This window comes from Microbulbifer sp. GL-2 (assembly GCF_007183175.1).
Taxonomy (GTDB): Bacteria; Pseudomonadota; Gammaproteobacteria; order Pseudomonadales; family Cellvibrionaceae; genus Microbulbifer.
The window spans coordinates 1213289-1233636 of the sequence record NZ_AP019807.1; the positions used below are offsets into that span (position 1 = coordinate 1213289).

Consider the following 20348-nt stretch of genomic DNA (forward strand, 5'->3'; position numbering starts at 1 on the left):
ATGACTGACCTGATTAAAGTACAGGCATTGACCGCAGCAGAATTACTGAAAAATTTTGAGGTGAGCGAGGAAGCGGAAGAACACCTGGTACCCGATACCGCTCCCGAAGTCAGTATTAATCAACTGGTTGATGCGTGTCTTTACCCAGATGCCATCAAACTATTAGCACACGGACTCCCCAAACGTGAAGCTGTTTGGTGGGCCTGTCTCGCGGCTCGGGATATCCAGGGTCCTGAAACTGATGAAGACAATGTAAATGCATTAATAGCCGCAGAAAGCTGGGCCAAGAAGCCCAATGAAGAGATTCGCTTGAAGTGCAAAACACTGGGCGATAAAACCAAGCACAAAACCCCCGCGAGCTGGGCTGCTACAGCGGCGAGTTGGTGTCATGGAAGTCTGGCGGCTGAAGGCGAGCCTGTGGTTGAGCCACCAGAGCATCTTTATGCACACGCCGTCGCCGGTAGTGTCACTCTCGCGGCAGTTTTATCTGACCCAGTCGATCCCGGCAAAAGATTCGCCCGATATATGAGTCAAGGGCTGGACCTGGCACGCGGCGGCAATGGCAGGATAGAGGACTAAATAATGGGCAAGCCGGCTTCGCGTATTACGGACATGCATGTCTGTCCAATGGTGACAGGCACCGTGCCCCATGTGGGCGGGCCAATTTTAAGCCCCGGAGCACCCACCGTTATTATCGGCGGTATGCCCTCAGCCACAGTCGGCAGTGCCTGTACCTGTGTGGGACCGCCCGATACCGTAGCTATGGGCAGTACTACCGTATTGCTGCAAAAAAAGCCTGCTGCCCGCATGGGAGATACAACTGGCCATGGGGGCAAGATCGTAATTGGATGTCCGACAGTTTTGATTGGCGGTTAATTAATATTCTACCCATAGTGCTTTGATATAAAAAATAGATTGTCTGGGCATAAAATAAAAAAAGCCACCTTTGTTTGGGCAAGCAGGTAATTATTTACCTTAAATACAACTCACAGATAGTTACGAAAAAGCGAGCCACACATAAAAACCAAGTAGCTCCTTTATGTTTTTAGCCTGATATCTACTAGCTTCAAAGTTAATTAGCTGCATATTAATTTATATATTCGCATCCATTTAGCGTGAAGTAAAAACATTAACTTCAAACTCTTTAATGCACTTCATATAGTTCAGCCCTGCAGCTACGACGAGATAAATAACCGCTTAACAAATAAAGGCTAACTTGCCATAGAAAATCTTCGAAATTATCCTTTAGTTAGTGTGTGCATCCAAGGCATTCATCTACAGAGAGTTTTAAGCAGGCCAGATACGATGAAAAAACCCAATCAGGCTTAAAATGAAAAATCTGAAAATTGAGCTCATATATCCTAACGTGAAAAACTAACCCTTATGTACAATAAAATATCACCTCTCAAAATAACATCAATAATTTTATCTCTTCTATTTATCTCAGGAGGAACTTACGGAATGGCGTTTTTAAACCCCCTTAAAGCATGCACGTTTTCAGAAATGAAAATTCGACTCACCTTAAATGGCGAACCCGCCGCAGGTGCAAAAGTTATTCGGACAATTGACTGGAAAGATGAGCAAGTTGACTTCTTTACTTCAGATGAAGATGGGAATATTGATCTTCCTGCAAAATTTGAAAGCTCATTTACTCAGGCGCTACCTGTTGAATTTATTTCCTCGCAAAGCATAAACGTAGAATATAAAAACAATAACTATTTAATTTGGATTTATGCAAAAAGAAATCCTGGTGAAAATTCAGAGATGAACGGTAACCCGATTAATCTAACGTGCGAACTCTCTGACGAGCCAAAAACAGAAAGAAAGTTCAAGTCAGCGGTAAAGACCTCGTGCAAATTTATTTAAAACTAAAAAGGATCAAAAAACAATGCTCACACCACAATATAGTGCTCAGCTTGCTGCAGATATTTACTTAATCAAGAAACCTAATGATCAAAAGCTTTTCTTTGATCTATACAAGGACGATTTTGACATAAAAGAAAACCTCCCTAATAAAATGCAAGGAAAAACAGGTGCTTTTACTCTAATAAAAAGCACTCACGCGATGGGCATCGCGACATGTGGTAAAGATAATTTTAAAGGGCAGGCTTTTGTAGCTTTAAAAGGAACTGCCAGCGGTTACGATCTGTTAACAGATCTAAATGCAGGTATTAAACGATTCCATACTGGTGGGTCAGTACATCAGGGCTTCTACTATACATTCGAAAGCTTCTTTCCCCAGCTAGAAAATTTTTCTCAAAATCTTCCATCTAATATACATACAATACACTGCATTGGGCATAGCCTAGGTGGGGCTTTAGCGACTCTAGCTGCGGACTGGCTCTCCTCTAACACAGGAAAAACTGTAAAGCTTTACACTTATGGGAGCCCCAGGGTTGGACTTGATCAATTCTCCAATAATTGTAAACGTCGATTAACTCCTGACAATATCTACCGAGTTTATCATCGAGCCGATGCTGTTCCCATGGTACCTACTTGGCCATTTGTTCATGTACCTAACGGCGGAGCAGGTGATTTTGAACTACCAAGCCCAAGCTATAATCCTCTTACTAATCATAGTAGTGAAACCTATATTGACTCTGTCGCACCGAATGAAACGAGCCTTGATTGGGACATGGTTAAACAAAGAAAGCCAAAAGGCAATTTGGATAAAAGCATCGAGGCATGGCTCAAATCTGATGGTATTCTATCATTATCCATGAATACCGCTTGGATCGCAGGAGAGGCGTTACTCTGGGTATTAAAGAAGATTGGTCACTTGGCTGGAATCTCTCTAGTTGTCGCAGGAAGTACAACATTTACAATCTTAGACAGATTAGCAATATTCTTACACAACGCCTACCAAGTTAGTAAAGATATTTCTTTCTGGGTAATGCGCCTTATACGTAGATTTGCGCAGTTAATCGGTATGACTATCGTAGAAGGCGTGGATATCACCGTCTCATTTATACGCATGGTGTTCTTGCGTATGCACAGGGTCATCTCTGACTTGGTAATGAGAGCAGGACGAATGATCCATTAATCTGGTTTAGCATAAGTAACTATAGCAATATGGCATTAAGTGGTACCCAGCCCAGTAGTGCAATCCAGTGGACTCCACTGCTGGGCTAGTTTTCTGATTATTCTACGCTATAGGCAAAGTCGCCTTCCTCAGTCGCAGAAACTTTAATTACTTTAACCTCTTCACCTTTCGCCATCTTATCCAGGCATTCACTGGCTAATTCTGGTAGTAGAGTTTTGTTTAAAATCACCTCAATATTACGGGCGCCAGTATCCGCCTCATGACAACGTGCCACAATATTAATAAGCACATCCTCATCATATGAGAAAGTAGCACCATAGTGCTCACGAACCCGTTTCTCAATTTTACGCATATTGATTTTACAGATTTCAACCAGATCCTCGTCATCCAATGGGTAGTAAGCTACCACATTGGCTCTACCAAGGAATGCAGGCTTAAACTTCTGTAACAGATGAGGGCGGACATTATCCAACAGGACGTCAGGCTCTGGCTTTTCTTCGACCTGATTAAAGATAGCTCTGATAGCATCTTCACCAGCGTTTGAAGTCATGATGATGACAGTATTCTTAAAGTCGATATCACGACCCTCACCATCCTTAATAGTGCCCTTATCGAACAAATTATAGAAAATATCCTGTACTCCAGGATGTGCTTTCTCCATTTCATCCAACAGGATTACTGAGTAAGGCTTACGGCGTGCCGCTTCAGTGAGTACACCACCTTCACCATAGCCAACATACCCGGGAGGAGAACCGAGCAACATGGACACCTTATGCTCTTCCTTGAACTCTGCCATATTAATTGTGGTTATACTCTGTTCACCTCCATACAATTCATCAGCCAGTGCCAGAGCGGTTTCCGTTTTACCCACGCCACTGGTTCCACAGAACATAAATACCCCTACCGGCTTACGGGGGTCTGTCAGTCCAGCACGTGAAGTACGGATTGCCTGGGCAACAGCTTCAATTGCATGCGGCTGTCCAATAACACGTTTATTCAAACGCTCAGCCAGTGTCTTTATTGCGACAATTTCATCGCTCACCATCTTGCCCACTGGAATTCCAGTCCAATTGGCGACAACCGCTGCAATAGCCTGCTCATCTACGGCAGGCTGCATTAATGGGGTATCCCCTTGGATTCCTATCAGGTCTGCTGTAAGTGTCTTCAGCTGTTGCTGGTAATCAGATAGCAAAGCGGCATCTGGGCTCTCTTCACCGCTCTGGGTTTTAATAAATTCTGCATCAATTTGATCACGCAGTTTCTGGATCTGCTCAATCAGCTCATTTTCTTGTATAAGCTGCTGCTCCAGGGATTCCAGGCGCTGTTCTTCAACCTGTTTGAATTCCCGCAATTCAATCAATTGTTCCTCATGCTCACCCATGGCCGCATTTTCACGCTCTAATTTGGCCAGCGTGTTATTCGTACGATCGATATTGATGCGAGCGTCTTCAATTGCTCCTGGAGTTGCAGATTGGCTCAGAGCCACCCGCGCACAGGCTGTGTCTAACAGGCTTACAGATTTGTCGGGAAGTTGACGACCTGGAATATAGCGATGCGATAATTTTACCGATGCGATTATCGCTTCATCCAAAATTCGCACCTTGTGGTGCTGTTCCAGGGATGTGGCAATACCACGCATCATATCAATCGCATTGTTTTCGTCCGGCTCTTCCACTTTTACGACTTGAAAACGTCGAGTCAGGGCCGGGTCGCGCTCGAAATATTTTTTGTATTCCGCCCATGTGGTTGCCGCGAGAGTCCGTAATTCTCCCCTGGCCAGTGCTGGCTTCAGAAGGTTAGCTGCATCGCCCTGCCCTTCTTTACCACCAGCACCAATCATAGTGTGGGCCTCATCGATAAAGAGGATTATCGGTGTAGCCGAAGCACGAACTTCCTCGATAACGGATTTCAAGCGGTTTTCGAATTCACCTTTAACACTGGCTCCCGCTTGCAACAGACCAAGATCGAGAGTGCGTACTGCCACACCGCGTAGTGGCGCAGGCACATCGCCACTAGCTATGCGCAGGGCAAAGCCCTCCACGACTGCGGTTTTACCGACACCCGCCTCACCTGTGAGAATCGGATTATTCTGGCGGCGACGGGTGAGGATATCGATACACTGGCGAATTTCCTCATCCCGGCCAAGTACCGGATCAATCTCGCCTTTCTTGGCTCTTTCGGTAAGGTTAATTGTGTACTTATCCAGCGCTGGTGCCTTACTCGCCGCAGCAGCTACCGCGGAAGCACCATCGCTACTGGCTGCGGCGGCACCGATATGGCTGGATTCCCCGCTCTGGCCAAACATGGCTCTGGCAGTTTCGCGAATAGATTCCGGGGCAATATTTTTAAGTTCCGGACAGGACTCCAGAATTTGTCGACGGGAGGTTTCCTCCAACAATAGAGCCGCCAGGAAGTGGCCCGAACTAATTGCCCTATGGCCGTAGTCAATAGAGGCAAGCATCCAGGCATTTTTGCCTGCTTCCACAATCGTAGGAGAAAGCGCCGGTGGCCGGCTGCTGCCGGAACGGAATGCAGCAATTGCCGTAGCCAGCTGCTTGGCAAAATTGGCCGGATTACAGTCATGCTTTTCTAACAGGTGATATAGGTCCGTATCGGACTGATCCAGGAGCTTAAGCAGCCAGTGCTCCAGCTCAACATTGTACTGGTTCTGTGCCAGACACAGGCCGGCAGCACCCTCAAGAGAATCACGCATGTGCGGTGTCATGGTATCCACTAACCGCTTCAGATCAATATTAATCACGGCGTAAAGGTCCTTTTAAAAATTATTGTTAAATATTACTTATGCTGTTGGTAAAGCTTCATCGGGAGACAAATTTTCAGCACTCAATGTAATTTGTACCGGATCCACAGCCTCATGCTCACTGGCCATATGGGTATTCCATCCCAATAAGGGTTCACTTTCAGATTTCCTGTTTAACTGTACCGGGGATATCTGCTCAGTTGGTAAAGACACGGAAAGTTCAAAGTCCATTTCAACACCGGCGCTAAATTTAATAAATGCTTTTAACGCTTCAAGTTTCTGGGTTCCCGGTGCAATTGTCATAAATTGCTCATAAGCCATCGGCTCAATAATCACACGGAATTTATTCTGTGCCTGGAAACAGTGTGTACCCAAAATCGTATTTATACCCAGGCAATTATTCACCCCACTGGGCGCTTCATCACAGGGCAGGCGACAGAGAATATCTTTGGGTAATTCATCCCATTGCCCCTGAAATTGCTCAACACTCACAGTAAGATCAAAATAGTGTTTAATCATACTGGTCAGAGCAGCAGCGGAGCAGTGCCCCTGGCTAAGATGGCCGGCCATCCCCAACATTGCCTCATCAGGCACCGGCATGCGATAACGCATTTCACTGGTGCCAAGTCCAGCCAGGGAGGCAATTGCCTGGGTAAAGAGATCGGGATCACGTTCAGTGCGCAGACGCTGACGCTCATAATTGACCGGCAGCTGATATTTGTACCAAGCCTGATAAAAGAGTGACACATGGCGGTGATTGAACATATCGAGAAAATCACGCAGAGCAGTATTATTTTCTCTTAGTTCCTTTTGTACCAGCTCGGTCAGGTAATAAGGCATCACTCCCTGACTACCGATCAGCCCCGTAAAGCCAACCTCCATATGCCACTGGTTTAAATCATGTTCTTGCGCTTCTGTACCAGCAGACTGCTTTTTCTCTAAGCGCAGCACATCTGAACCAACAAATGACAGCCCAGACTGTGCGCTAAAGCGGATTAACTCCTTTGACGGCGGCGCAGCCCCAGCGATGGGTTCATTGCAGAAATCCCCATCGGACATGGAAACAGCTCGCTCCACAAGGCGAACGGCCTGGAAAAAATCAAAATTGTAGGGCTCTCGACGCAGCCGCTCTATTACAGTAAAGCTTTTTCGCCGGCGCGAGGTGGCCATCTTTTCAAGTCTCCATCTCTTCCACTCATGGTGGCAATCAATTTGGTAAACGAATTAATAGAACAATAGAGGCCCAAAAAGCGCTCAATAATACTGGCTAGTAAAAGTGGGCTGGTACCAGTCAGCATCATTGAATCAAGCTCAATCTCCACTTCGGTACCCCGACAAAGAACAACGCTTTGGTCAATCTGAATTGGCGCGGTAACAGGCTTGGTATTCAATTTTAACAGTGACTCGATCAGGTTACGGGTACTGGCAGAGTCACGGAAATCATACAATCTGAATATCTCTTTCAGTGCATCGCAACCCTGATCACCAGAAAGGGAGAGATGGTTCAGGTTCAGGTGGGAGATTAATCGCCAGTAACCACGCTCCCTCCTAGGTGGTCTCAACGTAGCGGTAGGAGCCACTACACTGCTGATTCGACTGGCTGGAACATCTCCATCCACGACTTCAAGATAAGGCTGAGCATTCCCGCTGGGTAATTTTTTTGGCAGATTGCGATTGCAGCAGGTCAGCTTTATGTCCAGTGTCTGATCACTGATTCTGTGTGGATTGAAGTCGAGATCTACCAGGCTGATGTCCACCTCGGATGCCTGCTCATTGCGATGCTCACCTTCAATGACGTCGCGGCGCCGACTGTACCAAAAAGCGGACTGCTCGGCATGGTGCTGGCTGTGCTTGATTCCATAAAATGGCCGATAGTTAGTCGTCTCCCCATCTCCATCTGTCGCAGCCACCTCATCAATGGAATATATTTCCAGGCCATCACTGCGCCGGGCATCGGGCACAATTTGGTAATTATATTGTGTGTGACTCAGAGGTATTGGGTCTGCACTCTGGCTGAACAGGTTAACAACCGGTGTACAACCGAGTGCAAACATACTGGGGACCAGCTGTTTTTCCAGTTCTTCATGGGTTTCGGAGAGATAAAAATAGAGATTTAAAGTATCTCCGTAGTTATCATTCAAAGCCTTGTGCAAATTGGCAACATCCAGAAACAGGAATTTTTCCGGAAATGCAAAATACTCAGTAAGTAGTCGATAACCGTTAAACGCGGTATCTGGATACGGCAACAACCCCTGGTCTTCATCCAGCCCTACCTGCCTAATATCTTCTGGAGTAAGGAAGGTCGGCTTGGGGTCACTTTCGCCATTAGCAACAACAAGCTTTACACACTTTGTCAGTAACAGGTCATAAAGGGCATAAACATGCGAGGCTTGACCGCGCAGAAAAAAGCGTAAATTTTCCGGTTTCATTTCCGCAAAGCTCAAATCTGGACTTAAAGCTTTTAAGGAAAGTTTTAGAACCGCATTAGCCCCCTGGATATCATTACAGCCTGGTGCAATAAAAGGCCGCGGCATCAAGCTTGCGCTAACCGGCTGGAATGGACTGATATCTACGGGGTAACTGGTAGTAAAGCGGCAGGTCTGCCCTTGGAAACTCTCACTTTCCAATAGAGTTCTTGCCTCAACTGGAGTGATAGCGTCGAGATCTGCTTCCGGTTCAAACTGGACAATGGCAAACGAGGGAATTGGCCGCAGGTAATGCGGATATAGAGTTTCCAGCATCGCATCTGTCAGCTCTGGAAAATCATCGCTGAGTTTTTGCTGCACCCGCGCATTCATATAGGCAAAACCCGATAGCAAACGTCCTACCAGCGGGTCGTCAACTGTTTCAGCATCCAATTGCAGGCGTGAAGCAGCTGCGGGATGCATTCGGGCAAACTCAGCAGAAGTTTGCTGAATAAAGGCTAATTCACGCTCGTAGAGATCTATTAATTTTTCACTCATTACATAATCTCAGACACGTCTACCATTTGGGTCACTGGATTCAGGGCCGAATCGAAAACAATCACTTCTGCGGCCGGATTTACGTGTAAAACTGCTTCCACACGGAAGCGTATACTCGGATCCTCTGCATCAACCTTTTCCTGGGTGGTAACTTTTACAGAACGTATTCTCGGTTCAAAATTTAAGATCGTTTTCTCTATATCTCGGCAAAACTGCTTCCTACTGCTCAGTGAGGATAAATTCACCGTGGATAAATCCGGGAGACCGTAATTAATATTGGAGTATTCGAGGTTTTCCAATCCATCAGGAACAGAGATACAACGATAGCGAGTATTAAACAGGTATTCGAGGTCGCGTCGAACTCCCTCACGCAACTGCCGCAACACCTGATGTGATTGATGCATATCCAACCTATTGGAGGACTCCAGTAATCTGTCCAACACAGGCGCCAATAGACGTTTTTCCTTTGCCATAAATTTATGTACCTCCCACACCTATGGTCGCCAGTGCCGTAGTAAGTTTCAGTTCAGATACCAAGTGATCAACTGTGTAGTGGCTCTTTAAGTGAATAACGCTCTGATAGCTACCCGCCTTACCCGGCTCATCAACCACCCTGACCCGCGCTTCGCGCAGTGGATAACGCGCAAGCATTTCCCATGAGAGGTCGTCGCGGCCAGTCGTGTAACGATCCAACCAATGTTGCAGCTGACGCTCGCAGTCGGCAGCATTCATATATGCCCCGACCTTATCCCTGATCATCACCTTGATATAGTGTGCAAAGCGGGATGCGCACAGAATCTGTTGCAACATGGAACTGATCCGTGCGTTGGCGGTGGCTGCCTTAGATGTGTACTGCTTAGCTTTCTGCAAAGACGGCACACTGTTAAATGCACTGTAGGGTGTATCGTAACAGTGGCTTAAGCAGGCAAAGCCCAGTTCAGATAAATCCCGTTCGGCAAAATCCGTAACCAGGATCGATGCTGACATACGCACCATGGTCGGTTGGCTATCTGGCCGATAAGGTATTTTCGGCAATTGGGTCACCAGGCCACCGCCCATGTGATCGCGAGCAACACCGCGAATATGGGAAAACCAGCCGACCTCGCTAAATTCACGCAATAAAACTGCACCCAAGGCAAAACAGGCATTACCCCATAAATAATGCCTGTTGTGAGAGGCGTTTACCTGTTCTTGGAAACGCAGGCCACGATAGCGAGAGAATTCAACATTGTAGGGCTCACGCATCAGTACGTGCGGCAAGGTAATCGCTACAAAGCGGCTGTCTTCCAGATCACGCAAACTATTCCAGCGAATATATTCTTTCTGGCGAAAAACTTCGGAAAATTGGATCGGTTTTGCCAGGTCATCAAAATGGTCGATACCAAACAGGTGCGGAGTGGCTGCACATACAAAGGGAGCAAAAGCGGCAGCTGCCGTATGTGCTATCCCTTGCAGAGTAAAAACATCATCATAGGGATGGTCCGGCATCGGTCTATGGCTGACATAATAGTCACCCAATAACAAACCAAAAGGTTCACCACCAGGAGTACCAAACTCCTCGTTGTAAACCAGATGAAACAGGCCGGACTGATCGAAGTCCGGGGCTCTTTCCATGTCTTTGCTCAAGTCGCGCCAGCTTGCATCCAAAAGCTTTATCTTGATGCTTTCTGAGTGTGGTGTATTGAAAACCAGCATGGACAAGCCACGCCAACAGGCTTCAAGTTGCTGGAAGCGGGGATGATGAATAATCCGGTTGACCTGATCGCAAATCAGCTCATCCAGCTCCATAATCATGCGGCTAAGGTATTGGCGAACGGAAAAATTTTCCTTGTTTGAACAGGGGCAAATTTCAGTAAGCCAATATTCAAAGGCAAACAGGTCATCTGGCTCACGCAAAAAACGCCGAAGCTCGCTCTGCTCCCCCTTGGCCAACTTTTCCGGTAGTACGTCTACGTGATCTTCCATTATCTGGTCATGTGTTGCACAGGGCACCGGAATACTCCCAAAAGCATTGTCCCTGAGAGACTCAATAGAATCCTGGCCTTGAGCAAGGCCTTTTGAGGAGGAGGCCCGCCTGTAGCAGGCGGGCCTGTGGCATTATCCTGCAGACGGGATGTTAGCCACCATACGCATGGATGTAGTCAGCTCTTCCATCTGCAGCCAGGGCTTCAGGTAAGCCACCGCACTGTAGCTACCGGGCTGTCCAGGAATTTCCTTCACTTCCACGCGGGCCTCAGAAAGCGGGTACTTCGCTTTCATTTCCGGGCTCGCTTCAGGGTTGGAGTTGGTGTATTGGGAAATCCACTTGTTCAGCCAGCGCTCACAGTCACTGGCTTCCATGAAAGAACCAACCTTGTCACGCGCCATTACTTTCAGGTAGTGGGCAATACGGGAGGTGGCCATCAGGTAGGGCAGGCGCGCGGAGATAGCAGCGTTTGCGGTTGCATCCGGATCATCGTAAGCCTTGGCTTTCTGCGCGCTCTGGGAACCGAAGAACACTGAATAATCAGTATTCTTGTAATGGCAAAGAGGCAGGAAGCCCTGTGCACTAAGCTCAGCTTCACGGCGATCAGTAATACCGATTTCGGTAGGGCATTTCTGGTCCAGGTCGCCATCATCACTTTTGAATACATGAGAGGGTAAACCTTCAACCTTACCGCCACCTTCTGCACCACGAATTGCGGTACACCAGGAGTTCTCAGCGAAAGCCCTGGTCATAGTGGTACCCATTACATAAGAGGCGTTCATCCAGCAGTACTGGTCATGTTCCGCTGGACGGGAAACACCGGACTCATCAACTTCAAACTCTTCAAAATCGAAAGCTTCGATCGGCTTGGTGTTAGCACCATAAGGGGTGCGAGCCAGGGTGCGCGGCATTACCAGGGTGACGAAACGGGAGTCATCACTATCGCGGAAACCGCGCCATTTGATGTACTCGGCTGATTCGAAGATACCGCCGAGGTCACGAGGTTTGGACAGCTCGGTGTAGTCATCGAAGCCGAACATGCCGGAACCAGCTGCGGAAATAAATGGACAGAAACCTGCAGCAGCAACGTTGGACATCTTACTCAAAAGCTCGATATCTTCAGGGTGGCTGGTAAATTCAAAATCACCGATCATGCAGCCGTAGGGCTCGCCACCAGCGGTGCCAAATTCTTCTTCATAGATTTTTTTGAAGGTCTGGCTCTGGTCGAACTCAACAGCCTTGTCCAGGTCGCGGAACAATTCACGCTTGCTCAGGTTGAGCATGCGGATCTTCATTGTTGCCCCGGTTTCAGAATTCATCACCAAGTGATTGAGGCCCCGCCAGGAACCTTCCAGCTTCTGGAATTTTTCATCGTGCAAAATGGCAGACAGCTGCTTGGACATGGCCTGGTCGATAGCGCTGACCGCTGTCTTGATGGTCTGGGTCAGGTTGCGATCCCAGGTGACGGTGCCTTTTAGAACTTGCTCGGTGAGGTTCGCGAGCAGGTCCTGCGCTTCCTGTGGCTCAGTTTGTTTGGTTGCGGCAATCGCCTGCTCCAGCAGGTTGGACGATTGCTCCTCTGCTTCGCTTTCCGCTACATTTTCTACTTCTGTGCTCATTCTGAGTCCTCTCCTTTATCCTTATCCAGGCCCAGCTGCTCGGAAATAGCACCAACGTTTTCCGTGCTCTTCAGGATATCTTCCAGAACCTTTTCCAGCTCTTCTGAGCGGTCGGCCTTACTCAGAAGGTCACGCAATTTACTGCGCGCTTCCAGAAGCTGCTTCAGCGGCTCTACCTGCTCGACAAGCTGCTCTGGAGAGAAATCATCCATTTGTCTGAAGTCGAGATCTACAGCCATCTTACTGCCGTCTCCCGACAGGGTATTTTCTACCTGCAGGTTCAACTTCGGATTTACCTTGGCCATTACATCGTTGAAGTTATCGCGATCGATTTGAACGAATTTACGATCTTTCAACGACTTACGATTCTCAGTGTTATCACCTGAGTAATCGCCCATGACGCCCGCCACGAAAGGAAGCTCCTTTTTGACTTCAGCGCCATTAGTTTCTACGTCATAAGTAATATGCACACGCGGCTTGCGCACACGCTTTAGTTTATTGTGGATGCTCTCAGACATCTCAGGTCTCCTTTCCTAGATTTAGGGACTGCTGTTCTCAATTAACTACCAACCTGTGCTGGCTTCTTCTTGTGGTTGACCGCCCCAAGCAGCATCAGAAGCAGGCGCAGGCTCAGAAGTGGCAGACGCAGGCTCAGATGTAGCCGGTGCAGACGAAGGGGTGCTACTCGATACCGGTGGCGCAACGTAGCGCTGGGTATCGGTGCCATCCAGGCGCACTCCTGTGAGCTGGGAGTAGAGAGCGCGGGACTGTTCGTCCGGCAGCAACTCTGTCATCAATTCGGAAACCGTCATTCGACCCCACCCTATAAGTCTCTCCAAGCCGGGTGCCAAGGGAGTGTGGGGTTCGTAAGTGCGAAAATACTTGGCTGCCTGCTCCAGTAATCGAAGCGCATCCTCGCGCGATGACACCGGCCCTGTCGGCGCAGCAATAGCGTTGGCTACCAGGGTTGCCGCAACATTTGGAACCGCTTCCCCTGAAACAGTCTCTCCTGCCTCAACTTCATCACTCTGTGCTGATTCCGCCTCAGCCAGGGCGGCTATCGATTCTAACTGGGCCTTGTATATAAACCTGGCTGTGCGCGTTACCTCATCCAACAATGAGGAAACATTTGTCGAGGGTGGTGCATCATGGCCACAACTTTTGCGCAGGGTGTCGTTTATGTTTTTATAGTGGGCCGCACAGGACTCAATAGTCTCAATCAGGTTTTGAGCCCAGTCATTGCTCGCGCTGTTCACACACAGGTTGACGTCTTCAAGGCTGTAGCCCAGGGTTTCAATTCGTGCGGCCTTAGCATCGTCATCAGCAATTCGATCGGCATCGCGCGCCTGCTGGTGCTGGAAGAACGAAAAATCACCGTAGTCCCCCTCAGGCGTCACCGGAGCACTGCGGATCGGCATCAACAGGGTACCATCACCACCGTCGCCATTGAGGCCAGTCAGCGGGGCTACTTTGGTCTCTATGCCGTCTTCATCGGGTAGTGGATACAGGCCGTCCCAAAAATTTTCAATCAACTGGTCGATCAGCTGGAAACCATCTCGCAAGCCAGTAAAGCCGTGCAGACGGATAAGTGCCTCGGTGTACCAGCTGGCCACCTCCAGATCCTTGCCTTTCTTGGTGAGAATCTTTTCGGCAGATTTGGCTACATCTCGCCAGGGTGCCAGCAGATCAGTATCTGCTACATCAAACATAGCCGAGCGCTCTGCGGCCCGGGCACTGTTGCGCGCATCCTTGATGGAGTAGTAGTCCGAAGTCGGCGAGCGATCCTCCCGAATATCCTCTCCCGCCGGGCTATCCGAGGAGATCGGGGCAGTAAGTTCTTCGATATTTATTGTATTTGGGAATGCCATGAAATAAGTCCCTTCTACCGAAACAATTCCTTCAATTAGAATCTCGAGAAGAGTACACGTTGTAAAGATCTAATCAAGGCAAATGACACGATGAGCCAACAATACCCGAAAAAAAGTGCACGCAGCACAAAGGTGGACGAATTATTTTTGTTAAATTTTTACTATTTGGACTTTTATTCAGGTCAATTACACGGCGATTACAGCTGAGCCCTTATTTTCTGCGGTTTCCACTTTTACCCTTGTGATTGAAAAGTTGCCACTACCTGAATAAATTCGGTTTTACTCTGTGTAAAGCCTTGTAAGTCAGTCCATAGGAACAGGGTATAAAAGCTCTGTGTGCTCTGGAAAAAAGCCACCAAGTACTGCACAGAATCCCGGCCGATATTTGCACGCATTTCATACAGGATACCGGTTTGCCATGCACGCTCGATCAACTCGGGTCCATACAGCAGTTCCCCACCGGCGACCTTGCCCAGACACTGTTTCATCTGTGCCTCACCGTAATCGGCAAGTGTCAGCTCAGCGGGAAGCTCTGAGCGATCCTGAGCCAAAACAATCAGGTAGCGATTGGCCTCAATATTGCCTGCCTGAATCACGGCACTGGGATTCAGGTTGTCACATGAATGCCAGCTTCGCGGTGCGCTGATGGAAATATCAGGATCTGTTGTGTGCAGCTTGCCCAGAACAACCGGTAGCTCTGGCTCACCACTTTCACTGGATACCCTGGTGCAGTGTAAAAGCTCAACATCTATAAACAATTGGGAGTGCCAACCAGAATTCCACAATTTGTGCATAAATCGACAGACATCCGCCCTGTCACTACTTTTCTTTAACTGGGATCTGGAACTGGCCATTAGGGCTTTTATTTGACTGAAACTAAAGCCAAATTCACTCCCCAGTGCCGCAATTGCCCGGCGCCGTTCAAAATGTTTCCTGATTTCCCCTGTAAATACCACAACGTACGACATACCTTATAACCCTTGCTTCCTGCAGCGATTGATAGGTGGGCAACCTCTGGACACGATCTATGTGCCCTGCCAACAAACGACATCAGCCCTGGAGCATACCGTCGATCAAATACCATTTTTCCAACCCAATTAACCTACTGGATATTGGGCTCTTTTATACGATCAGATAAATTAATGCAGAGAACGCGCATGATATTTATTGAACAGATGGCTCAAGTTCCCAGACTGCTTCAGACTGAAAATATGTGCATAGATATATGCCAAATAACCACACTTTCGCAAAGTTAAAATGTCGCGTCCGTTCAATTCATTCAAGCGCTTCTCAGAAATACAGAAAACCCCGCTAAGCTGGTGTTTTGTATTGCCTGGCAGATCCACCAGTACCACCTGTTCCTGTAGCAGGTCCATCTCGATGAGGCAGTGGATAAATTCCTTGCCCTGCATCTTTTGCTGGTGAATTTTTTGCAGTAGATCCCTCGCACTTGCCAAATGCTGGCTGGGCTCGCCGCTTTCTTTAAATAATTTATGTCCTGACCCACGGGGCTCCGCCGGCGACAACGCTGAAGAATCGATACAGACCACTGCACTTTTTGGATTATTGTCCCTGTACTGCAGGTAAAAAGGGTACGCTCTCAAGGTTGCCGGTATATAGTTTCCCTGCCATTTCCCCTCCTGCCAAAATAGATTCTTACCGGGTTTGATACCCAACATGGCACAACTCTCCAGGCGCTCACCGTCCTTTGACTTGGCAAAGACAATTGGGCAGTCCCCCGCAACCGCGTGGAATTCGGCCGGGTATACTGGACAGATATGCTGGCTATCGCTGTTAGAAAGTTTGCCGGCCTCAAAACTATGCCAGCGGTGCTTGTTTTTATTTAGTACAACTATTTGTTTCATCCTGTGGCTCCCTCCGTTTCTTACACCGCCGATGGCTACTGCCTTGCCCCCAACATGGAGCAATAGAATTCAGGACTCGGCAGTGATGGACACAACAAGCTGGTCGGAGCCAGGTGCTGTGACCCTTCACACCACCACAGGCTATAACTGGCAAAGCTCTTTCCGCACACTTGCCCCAGCAGCCCCGCATAACTACTTTCAATACCCGAACTATCACCACTGGATACAAAAAAGTCGGACTGAGATCTCGCAAGCACTACCCTGCCCATCCCTTCAGGAACCTGGGCAAAGGCCTCAAACAAACGATCCGCATGCAGCATATTTTGCAAAGCGCTGACCGCCAGTTCGGACAATCCCTGGAACCAGTCTTTCGCTTGTGACATAAAGGCAAATGCATCAGTTGCCGGAGGCAGCGGCGCGGCGATCGTCAGCGGAAAATATCGGCCAACACTATCCACACTGGGAACAAGTATCCCCGCCCAGGCGCTTTCATCGATCACACCCTTTCCATGCACAAAACGCCAAATCGGACTGGTCAAATAATAATCCAACCATTCGTCACCCATAATTTCCCGGGAGCCGTGTACAGCACGCTGAAGCCACTCATCCCACACACTGACAAAACTGCCGGGCAGCTGGCGTTGGATAAAATCCCCGTGCCCCGGCAGCTTGCCAAATATACCTATCGTGTTGTGCAAATCACTCTCTCCCCGTTCACAGGGTTTCCGGACACCGGTACCCTCGCAGCAGGCTGCGATCAAACGGATTATTTATATTGGAGGCAATCAGCCTGAACTGCGCCTTTCGCCCCTCTTCTGAGAAGGTCACCAGTCTCTCTGCATTGCTGCGACCAGATTCCAAATCTGAACTGGCGAGAAGGCGGTACCATGCCCAGTCCCCTTCAAAATGCTTGCGGTGCACTGTTTCATTCAGGTCTTCAAAAATAATCCTGGCCCTGTTGCTCTCACCTCCACGCCAGGTGAGTTTCTTGCTGGTCTTGGGCCCGTGGGAATAGGGAACTCGCTGATCCCCCAATTCCAACTCAAACAGACGCACACTGGAATCCAGCTTGGTGGGCTCTATACGAAACGAATAGGATGCACTTTCTCCCGCAGCGAAAAAGGTCTTGCGAATTTTTTCTGCGCGGCGCAACTGTGACAATGTCTGTTTGGAAAGGCTCATACCCTGCCCTTCCACATACTTCACCCGCCAGTTTCTCGTATCAACAAATGGCTTCAGGTATTCATCGACAAACTTCTGCTGAATACCCCCCGGTTTGAAATACTGGTTGAACTCCATAACCGGCACCTCCTGATCACGATCACTGCGCAGCGGGTAACGGTTGGCCAGGCTGTTCGCGTAACTGAGGTAGACCTCTTCGCGCCAAACTCGATTGAGGTGGCCTTTTGCCTTGGCCATCACCAGCGCCCAGGTGCTATCAGCGATATCGGTCAGCCATTTATCGAAGGGGGCGGGAGCGTTGGCGGCCTTGACCCTCAATTGCTTGATAGCGTCACCACCACCGGCAAAGCGGGCCTTGGCGCGAGCAAAAGCGGCCTCATTGGAATCGGGAGCACTATCAATCTCGGTCAGGTACTCCTGGATTTTGTTGATAGTGAGAAGGTACTCCTGGACTCTCGCCGGCCTGCCCTTTTCACTCTGAGTGATGCGTTGTACTTCCTCGAAACGCACGTCGACAATATTGGGCTTGTAGTGATCTTTAAGGGCACCCGCAGCACCATCAAGTGCGGCGCCACCAAGTCTGCGTGTGGTGCTGGATACGGGCAACGGCACCCCTTTGGCATCGACCGATAACTCGGGACGCGGTGTCAGGCGGGTATTGTCCGAAGTGATTTCAGTCACCGCCAACAGTGGTGAGTACACTGGATCAGACAAAGTTGAGAGAACTTCCAGTGCCTCAGAAGTGCTCTTGAACCTCTGGATGCTGAAACCACCAAGAAAAGACTGCCATTGCTGCAGGTACTCTCCCAGATAAATTCGCTTCACGTCCTCGCCGAGTTTCTTGCGGTCAGCTTCGGTAAAGTCCTCACCACTGAGGTCCCCGCCATAAATCCAGCGCTCTTCAGCCATATTGGTCATCAGCTGGGAATCAGCTCCGAAATCCATCTCCTTATATCCAGCTTTGGTGTACAGGAAGGGAATGCTGAAGCGGGAGTCATTGGCGCTCACACCAAAAACCTGCTGGGTATCGCCACCAATTTCCTGGTAGAGATCCACTGAAGTCTGACCCAAATCGCTATTTTGCAGCTGGGCGAAAAGCCTTTGCGGTACCGGGATGCGCCTCAATTGCTGGCGAGCACGCGCTATCACCCGTTCATTCTGCTGAACACTCGCGGGTATCGGCTGAGCTAATAACTGGTCGAGGTGGTAGCGTAGATTTTCCTGCTCCTTTGCTTCTCCTGGCAACTGGCGTTCCCAGCGCGAAGTGTAATAGGCCTCCACGCTGGCGATATCCAACTTATCCGGGTTAAAGAACATCAGGTAGGTCTTGAGCGTGCTGACCAGGGCCGGGTCCTCGCTGCCCAAGCGACTGAGATTACTCTCAATGTCGCGCAGCAGTGCCGGCAGGAAAACGGTATCCAATTTATGGCGGTAGAGTTTGTCCACAGCTTGGTCGATGCGGTTGTCATACAGCCCCAAATTGGAAATCCAAGGGTGTTCCTCGCGATCGTATACAGATGTGGAGTGGCGTAGGGGCTCCAGCATTTCCAGGGCGCTCACAGGCGTAGGTCTCTTGCCCTTGAGTTCAACCTCGGCCTGCTGATAGGCAGCAAGGTTATCGTTAACTTCCGCCATGGACAGTTTGTTCGAGGCCAGGCTGCCACTCCAGAGGAAAATCGACCCAACAAATACTACCGCCAAAGTGACATACACTCCTCTGCGCAACCACTGGTTGGCGGTTTCCACCCTGCGATTGACACCAACCAGCTCAGCTTCGGGAAAGATGACGTCCTTTAGCAGGCGTTGCAGGAAGAAGCTTTTGCCCGCCCCCTGGAATTTACTCCCGGCACTGCGCTCCAGGCCAAAGTCAGCCGTTACCGAGGCCATCATACGATCGACCGGACTGCCCTCCTGAGTGCCACTGGTGAAGTAGATCCCCCGAACCATGGGCACGGTTTCGTAGCGGTTCGGTTCAAAGGACTGCTTAACAAAATCTGTCAGAATGTCCGACAGACTTTCCATGCGTGCGGGGAAACCTTGCAGCAAAGCGCGCTTCTCAACATTGCGTTCCTGGTGAACCCGCCACAGGACACGCTGGTTCAGTCGCTCAATCAACTGACCGAATTCCGCCTTGAAGTTATCGATGGGCGCACCTGCTGTAGCATTCGCCTCTCGTGGGAAACTCACACCCCAGACCTGCTCACGCTCGGCCTGGGACAGGTTGTCAAAAAACTCGCTGAAACCCGCAACCAAATCACACTTGGTAAATGTGAGATAAATTGGGAATCGGATTCCCAGCTCCTGCTGTAATTCATTCACGCGCTGGCGAATAGTCTTCGCCTGGTGCTGGCGTTGCTCTTCAGTCTGTACCATCAGGTCTTGCAAACTGATGGCAACCATGGCCCCGTTGATCGGTCGGCGACGGCGATAGCGCTTGAGTAGACTCAGAAATGCCTTCCAGGCGCTGTTGTCATAGACCCGGTGGCTATCCTGGGTAGTGTAACGGCCGGCGGTATCAATCAACACTGCATCGTTGGTAAACCACCAGTCGCAGTTGCGCGTACCGCCGACACCACCGAGAGCCTCTTTACCGTGACTTTGTGCAAGGGGAAACTCCAGACCAGAGTTCACCAGGGCCGTGGTTTTACCGCACCCGGGCGGGCCAATAATGATGTACCAGGGCAGCTGATACAGGGATACCTTGCCTTTGTCGGACTTGAAGCGGGCGTTGCGCAGCACTTCCATAGCCTCGCGGAAACGCCCGGACAGAGCATCCAGCTCTTCGCGGGAGTGCTCCTCGTCAGGGTCCTGCGCAGCCTCCTGGGACTCCTCAATGCCCTTGATTAACGCCTGATTCTGGCGTCGTTCCACCAGCCACTGACTCAGGTTCCATACCAGCCAGATAGCAAAGATAAATACAATGATGGTGATGCGAATGGTGGGCGAAAGCGTGGCATTGTCACTGCCGAACTTGATGTAATCCGCCCCAAACCAAATAAGGACGGACAGGGCCGACAAGCCGATCAGTCCAAGCACCCATTTGTTGGTAAAAAAGTCGCGCAAGCGTTTCATGAATAGCTC

General features: G+C 49.3%; 16 protein-coding genes. 4 read left to right on the plus strand and 12 right to left on the minus strand.

The features are described from left to right. The 4 genes from GL2_RS05240 to GL2_RS05255 all read left to right on the plus strand — a co-directional run bounded on the left by GL2_RS05240 (window position 1) and on the right by GL2_RS05255 (window position 3043). Complete coding sequence (locus GL2_RS05240; protein WP_143729610.1) at window positions 1–579, plus strand: hypothetical protein; 579 nt, start codon at window positions 1–3, stop codon at window positions 577–579. Between the two features lie 3 nt (window positions 580–582). Next, complete coding sequence (locus GL2_RS05245) at window positions 583–876, plus strand: PAAR domain-containing protein (RefSeq protein WP_020413592.1); 294 nt, start codon at window positions 583–585, stop codon at window positions 874–876. Window positions 877–1461: 585 nt separating this feature from the next. Next, window positions 1462–1866, plus strand: coding sequence for a DUF4198 domain-containing protein (locus GL2_RS05250; protein ID WP_143729611.1), 405 nt, complete (start codon window positions 1462–1464; stop codon window positions 1864–1866). Window positions 1867–1888: 22 nt separating this feature from the next. Further along, window positions 1889–3043 (plus strand): lipase family protein, encoded by a 1155-nt coding sequence (locus GL2_RS05255; protein ID WP_143729612.1) that lies wholly within the window; start codon window positions 1889–1891, stop codon window positions 3041–3043. Between the two features lie 97 nt (window positions 3044–3140). Here the strand turns inward: GL2_RS05255 and tssH are convergent, their stop codons facing one another. From tssH to tssM, 12 genes are all read right to left on the minus strand, one after another. Continuing rightward, a complete protein-coding gene (tssH, locus tag GL2_RS05260; RefSeq protein WP_172621066.1) occupies window positions 3141–5804 on the minus strand; it encodes a type VI secretion system ATPase TssH in 2664 nt (887 codons plus the stop codon). 39 nt (window positions 5805–5843) lie between these two features. Then, entirely contained in the window at window positions 5844–6974 is a 1131-nt protein-coding gene (gene tssG / locus GL2_RS05265) for a type VI secretion system baseplate subunit TssG (protein WP_143729613.1), read from the minus strand. Then, window positions 6938–8767: a type VI secretion system baseplate subunit TssF gene (gene tssF / locus GL2_RS05270; protein ID WP_143729614.1), complete on the minus strand. Its 1830-nt coding sequence runs from the start codon at window positions 8765–8767 to the stop codon at window positions 6938–6940. Before tssF ends, tssG begins: the two co-directional genes overlap by 37 nt. After that, window positions 8767–9240, minus strand: a complete 474-nt coding sequence (gene tssE / locus GL2_RS05275; RefSeq protein ID WP_143729615.1) for a type VI secretion system baseplate subunit TssE — start codon at window positions 9238–9240, stop codon at window positions 8767–8769. Before tssE ends, tssF begins: the two co-directional genes overlap by 1 nt. A gap of 4 nt (window positions 9241–9244) precedes the next feature. Beyond that, window positions 9245–10732 (minus strand): type VI secretion system contractile sheath large subunit, encoded by a 1488-nt coding sequence (gene tssC / locus GL2_RS05280; protein ID WP_143729616.1) that lies wholly within the window; start codon window positions 10730–10732, stop codon window positions 9245–9247. Window positions 10733–10864: 132 nt separating this feature from the next. Further along, window positions 10865–12352 (minus strand): type VI secretion system contractile sheath large subunit, encoded by a 1488-nt coding sequence (gene tssC / locus GL2_RS05285; protein WP_143729617.1) that lies wholly within the window; start codon window positions 12350–12352, stop codon window positions 10865–10867. After that, a complete protein-coding gene (gene tssB / locus GL2_RS05290; RefSeq protein ID WP_143729618.1) occupies window positions 12349–12870 on the minus strand; it encodes a type VI secretion system contractile sheath small subunit in 522 nt (173 codons plus the stop codon). Before tssB ends, tssC (GL2_RS05285) begins: the two co-directional genes overlap by 4 nt. 45 nt (window positions 12871–12915) lie before the next feature. Beyond that, entirely contained in the window at window positions 12916–14220 is a 1305-nt protein-coding gene (tssA, locus tag GL2_RS05295) for a type VI secretion system protein TssA (RefSeq protein ID WP_143729619.1), read from the minus strand. Between the two features lie 233 nt (window positions 14221–14453). Then, window positions 14454–15188, minus strand: coding sequence for a hypothetical protein (locus tag GL2_RS05300; protein WP_143729620.1), 735 nt, complete (start codon window positions 15186–15188; stop codon window positions 14454–14456). 171 nt (window positions 15189–15359) lie between these two features. Beyond that, window positions 15360–16085 (minus strand): SapC family protein, encoded by a 726-nt coding sequence (locus GL2_RS05305; protein ID WP_143729621.1) that lies wholly within the window; start codon window positions 16083–16085, stop codon window positions 15360–15362. A gap of 35 nt (window positions 16086–16120) precedes the next feature. Then, complete coding sequence (gene tagF / locus GL2_RS05310) at window positions 16121–16783, minus strand: type VI secretion system-associated protein TagF (RefSeq protein WP_172621067.1); 663 nt, start codon at window positions 16781–16783, stop codon at window positions 16121–16123. A gap of 16 nt (window positions 16784–16799) precedes the next feature. Continuing rightward, window positions 16800–20339 (minus strand): type VI secretion system membrane subunit TssM, encoded by a 3540-nt coding sequence (gene tssM, locus GL2_RS05315; protein WP_143729623.1) that lies wholly within the window; start codon window positions 20337–20339, stop codon window positions 16800–16802. Window positions 20340–20348 lie beyond the last annotated feature (9 nt).